This is a genomic window from Acidovorax sp. GW101-3H11 (genome assembly GCF_001633105.1).
Classification (GTDB): Bacteria; Pseudomonadota; Gammaproteobacteria; order Burkholderiales; family Burkholderiaceae_C; genus Acidovorax.
The window spans coordinates 27052-31277 of sequence record NZ_LUKZ01000033.1; the positions used below are offsets into that span (position 1 = coordinate 27052).

A 4226-nucleotide genomic window follows, 5' to 3' on the forward strand; every position below is an offset into this window, starting at 1 on the left:
AATTCCATCTGGGCCAGTAGCTCTTGCTTGCGGGTCTTCTTGGTGCTCAGGTTCAGCTCAAGGCTGCTTTGCTTCATGGCTTGCGAGGATGCCATGACTGATCTGCATCTATCAGACTGCTCGCGAGGTTTTGCAGGATTTCCCTAGCGTAAAAAAGTGAGCGTAAATATAGCGTAGAGCTAGCTTCATGATTCAGCACAACGACGGAGACTACAGAAGTGCAAATCATACGCATATCTTGCGCAGTTGCTTTACTCGAGACTGCTGTAACCGAGCGTTAGTAACGCGGTAGATTGCACGTTACACGCTGGAGGCGTGTGCTTCGAAGTGGTCCGCCAGGGCTTGTCTGGTGTAGTTGCCTGACGGCAAATTCGCACCAGTTTGGATTCGGTTTTTTCGGGCATTGCTCGTGCCCTTCCGAGCTTCTGATCAGTGCTTTTGCGGCTTCGAATCCAGCTATGCGGTGCTCGCTGGTCATAGCTCTTTCAAACTCTGCGAAGGCGCCCAGCATGTAAGGTCGGCTAAGCCCCATCCTGGCTGGAAACTTTGTTATTGAACTAGGAGAAGAGCCCGGGCATTGGATGGCCGTTGCGACCGTGGAGGCAGAGAAGGAAAGCGAGTTGCGTGCACGACTGAAAAGCCGCGTCAAAGCATGGCGGAGACGGTGAGATTCGAACTCACGGACGGTTGCCCGTCGGCAGTTTTCAAGACTGCTGGTTTAAACCGCTCACCCACGTCTCCGGGCACGGAAGCGCGGATTCTAGCCGACTGCAGGCGCTGATTTTTTCAGCATGCCGCGCGTCTCGATGAAGCTGATCACGTCGGCGAGGCCGCTCAGGTTCTTCAGATTGGTCATGACGAACGGCTTGAGCTGCCCCTGCGCGTTGGTGCGCATGCGGGTGGTGTCGGCACGCATCACATCCAGGTTGGCGCCTACGTGGGGGGGGCAAGTCGATGGGCAAGTTGGTGGGTAGGAACAAAACGTACTTTGATAAGACGGACCAGCGCCGCATCTGCGCCAGTCTGAACATCGCCAGTAACGAGGAAAGGCCCACTAATTGTTTGCTCTCCGGGACATGGCAAATTTCTATGCCTACAGCGCGGCAACTTGCGCGCGAATCTGTGCAGTCGTGGTGGCGTTGTCAAAGGCGAAGCGCAGATTTCCTTGGAGGCTGCGGTCCCGAAGATCAATGACGTGATTAGTGTAGTTATAGGAAAAGCAGTAGCGCGTGCCTGCGATTCTTACCCAGCATGTCCGAGCAACAACGCCTTGGCGCTCGTACACGTCGATTGTGTCATTAGGGCCAAATCTCGCCAGTACGGCGTTTGCAAGCGGCTGGATCACTTGGCTGACTTGAGGTGCATGATGATTGGCGTCAGCAATGACAGAAGCAACGTAGCGATTAATTTGTCCAATTGTCGTAAGGCGACGGGCCATGAGATCACTTCCCTTGAGTTTTCTATGTCGGTACTGCTATTTCATTGGCGTCTACGGCTGGCGTGAAACATTCTCTCGACGGAGCAATTCTGTCCTATCAATGGCAGTGCTGGAAGGCGACCAGAGCCTGTTGTAACAAATACAACCCAGATGCTTAGGCTATTGCTCCACGTTTCGAGCCAGTGGGTTGGCTAGGCGGCAGGTTGCTTGGGAGCGCTCGCCTTGAGTGCAGTAACCTTGCGGGCGGAGTGAACGGCGAGCACGTTGCACACGAATCGGATGCCACTCCAGCGGGAGCTAACTGCGGTAACGAGGTACTGAATTACGAACAGCCCCGTTGCGAGCAACTGGGCGGGAAATGGTGCGTCCGCGAGTTGCAGCGCCACCGGTACGAGGACAAGCAGTACTAGCGAAATCCCCGCCATGTCTCGATACATCAGGAACAGCTTGTGCGCCTCTGCTACTTCGGGTTCATTCGCAATCTGCTTGTAGAGCTTGTACCACCTAGCATTCTGTTCGGCCGGTTCAGTTGGCAGCGTACCAATGTTCCTTTTCAGGGCCGCCATATCAATACGCGAGTCGGCGGGGCCATACTTTGTGAATGCCTCAGTTCCAGGCAGCACGCCGAGCGGCTTCCAATAGACAAGCGCTGACTTCAAATTGTGCGGTAGCACGTTAACAACCAACAGCACAAAAACTGGCATCATCGTTGCGATTAGCACCCGTCCGATGCCTACTTGCGTGAGTGATGCGCCCTTGACGAGTTCCGGCGCAACGAAGAACAGCAAGGCTAGTACGTCAGTAATAGCTAACAGGACAAGCCACTTCATATTGAGTGACTTGAGGGATCTATCGCCATTGTTCTTCATCCCATGTACTCCGTCATGATGGTGTAGTTATCGTGATTGACGGTGAACTGAATCCAGCCATCGCGCCGCGTGGTCAGGACATGTCGATCCTTCATGGTCGTGCGGACTCTGACGCCCTGATCTCGCACAACGCGACGATAGTCGGGCACGGTTTGTTGCGTTTCGTGTTCGATAGGCTTGTCGGAAATGACCACGGCGCTTGGCGTGAAGTAGTCGAAGATGTCTTCGCAGTAGCCGTTCTCTCGCCCGTGGTGCGATGCGACAAGAATGTCGGTCCCAACAAGCTCGGCGCGAAAATCCGCACGTTGCAACAGCGCTCGCCAACCTGCTTTCTCCAGATCGCCGGGGAAAAGGATCTTGAAGTTAGCGTATTTGATGAAAATGACTAAGCTGAGGTTGTTGGTATCGGTAAATGCCGGATATGGGTTCCAGAACAGGGTTGCGGTGATACCACCCATGTGTAGATCGAAGGGCTCCTCAACAGGCAAATTGAAAGTGGAGCATGCAGAGACATAGCGCTCAGCATCGGCAGTGAGCGGCCCGCTTTGGCGTTTGATTTGGCGCATTTGCTCGCCCGTATAGCTTGGATTTCGGAAAAGCACGGGGGTATAAATGCCCGCATTCCATAACCCTTGCAGATCGCTCATGTGATCTTGGTCAGCGTTGGTGATGAATAGGTAGTCGAGCCTGTTCCTGCCAAGAGATTGTGTGATGTAGGTGCTAGGCCGCCAATCGCTAGCGGAACCCGAGTCGATCATTGCAAGGCGGCCAGCGTATTGACCAAGGATATGCTGCAGCATGGCGCAAGCACCGTGCTGCACATCCCAAATGACAAGCCGCATCTCCCCTTGCAAGGCCATACGCTCCCCACCCTCTAATCCATGCATATTTGAATTCCTTGCAGGTATCTCAAGGTAGCCAGGGCTGATGCCATCGTTATTGCAAGGCATCGCACCGTATCGAGGCTAGCGCTTCTACCCCTCGGTTATCACTAGCGATCAATTCCTATGATTGAGAAGTGAGCAACCGGCAAGCGTACCTTCGTGGTCCCCATTCGAAGGCAAACGTGTCGGAAATCTCATGCCATCTGCCACTTGGGCAACCACTTCCGTGATTTGCACCCATGCAAGAGCATTCACAATGAAGTCCTTGAGCATCCCAGCATGAGGGGGCGCACTTCTGTTGCTCTCGATACAGCTGTACGAGATAGGTAGCAGCGTACCTATCGACAAGTCTCTTGGCGAGCCAGTCGTACCACGCAACAGGGACCTCCCAGCACTTAAAGCGATCATTCCAATCTGGTTTCCGCCTCTTATCTGCCCTCAGCCAATCGAAATTGTTTCTGGCGTAGGGAAGTCGCACCAGCAATGGCTCGCTATTGCTTCTCCGGAAAATGATTGGTGGGCTGGCTTTACGCCAAATTTCCCTGAGCCTTGGATCGTGACTGTCCATACTCGTGGTGCTGAAACAATCATTGCTCGTGAGCGTTGACTCTCAGTGCTCGCGGTCCCGCGCAGGGACAGGGTCATTTCCAGGGGCAATGGTGTCCTTGCCCCGGATCAGGCCGTTGACGCCCTTGGTGGTTAGTTCTCCGCCTCCCTGTCTACTGAGCATTTCACGCGCAGCCTGCTCTGCCTCACGTTGCGTGGCGTGCAAACTCGAGGCACGTTCCGCGTCATTGCGCTTGTTCACCCATGTGCCATCCTCGCGGCGGAATACCATCCGATCTTGACCTTTGCTCATTTGCGTCTCCTATTCACCTGTCGTTAAGGAAATCCTGCAAAACCTCGCGAGCAGTCTGATAGATGCAGATCAGTCATGGCATCCTCGCAAGCCATGAAGCAAAGCAGCCTTGAGCTGAACCTGAGCACCAAGAAGACCCGCAAGCAAGAGCTACTGGCCCAGATGGAATTGGTGGT

General features: G+C 54.2%; 4 protein-coding genes, 1 tRNA gene and 1 pseudogene. All 6 read right to left on the reverse strand.

The genetic code is table 11. The annotated features are described in order from the left end of the window. Nucleotides 1–653: 653 nt before the first annotated feature. Nucleotides 654–741: transfer RNA gene (locus A1D30_RS26755), tRNA-Ser, on the reverse strand. A 19-nt stretch (nucleotides 742–760) separates the two neighbouring features. Further along, a pseudogene (locus A1D30_RS26760) lies at nucleotides 761–943 on the reverse strand (urease accessory protein UreG); the annotation flags it as partial. Between the two features lie 150 nt (nucleotides 944–1093). Beyond that, nucleotides 1094–1438, reverse strand: coding sequence for a hypothetical protein (locus tag A1D30_RS26765; protein ID WP_131798470.1), 345 nt, complete (start codon nucleotides 1436–1438; stop codon nucleotides 1094–1096). A 191-nt stretch (nucleotides 1439–1629) separates the two neighbouring features. Beyond that, a complete protein-coding gene (locus A1D30_RS26770; RefSeq protein WP_063461692.1) occupies nucleotides 1630–2307 on the reverse strand; it encodes a hypothetical protein in 678 nt (225 codons plus the stop codon). Continuing rightward, nucleotides 2304–3194 carry a hypothetical protein gene (locus A1D30_RS26775; RefSeq protein ID WP_242421918.1) on the reverse strand — a complete coding sequence of 297 codons (891 nt, stop codon included), beginning with the start codon at nucleotides 3192–3194 and terminating at the stop codon, nucleotides 2304–2306. Before A1D30_RS26775 ends, A1D30_RS26770 begins: the two co-directional genes overlap by 4 nt. 607 nt (nucleotides 3195–3801) lie before the next feature. After that, nucleotides 3802–4050, reverse strand: a complete 249-nt coding sequence (locus A1D30_RS26780; RefSeq protein ID WP_082836481.1) for a DUF2188 domain-containing protein — start codon at nucleotides 4048–4050, stop codon at nucleotides 3802–3804. Nucleotides 4051–4226 lie beyond the last annotated feature (176 nt).

Coding starts and splice junctions, on each gene's coding strand:
- A1D30_RS26775 (WP_242421918.1), bottom strand. CDS start 3,194: ATGCATGGATTAGAGGGTGGGGAGCGTATGGCCTTGCAAGGGGAGATG.
- A1D30_RS26780 (WP_082836481.1), bottom strand. CDS start 4,050: ATGAGCAAAGGTCAAGATCGGATGGTATTCCGCCGCGAGGATGGCACA.
- A1D30_RS26765 (WP_131798470.1), bottom strand. CDS start 1,438: ATGGCCCGTCGCCTTACGACAATTGGACAAATTAATCGCTACGTTGCT.
- A1D30_RS26770 (WP_063461692.1), bottom strand. CDS start 2,307: ATGAAGAACAATGGCGATAGATCCCTCAAGTCACTCAATATGAAGTGG.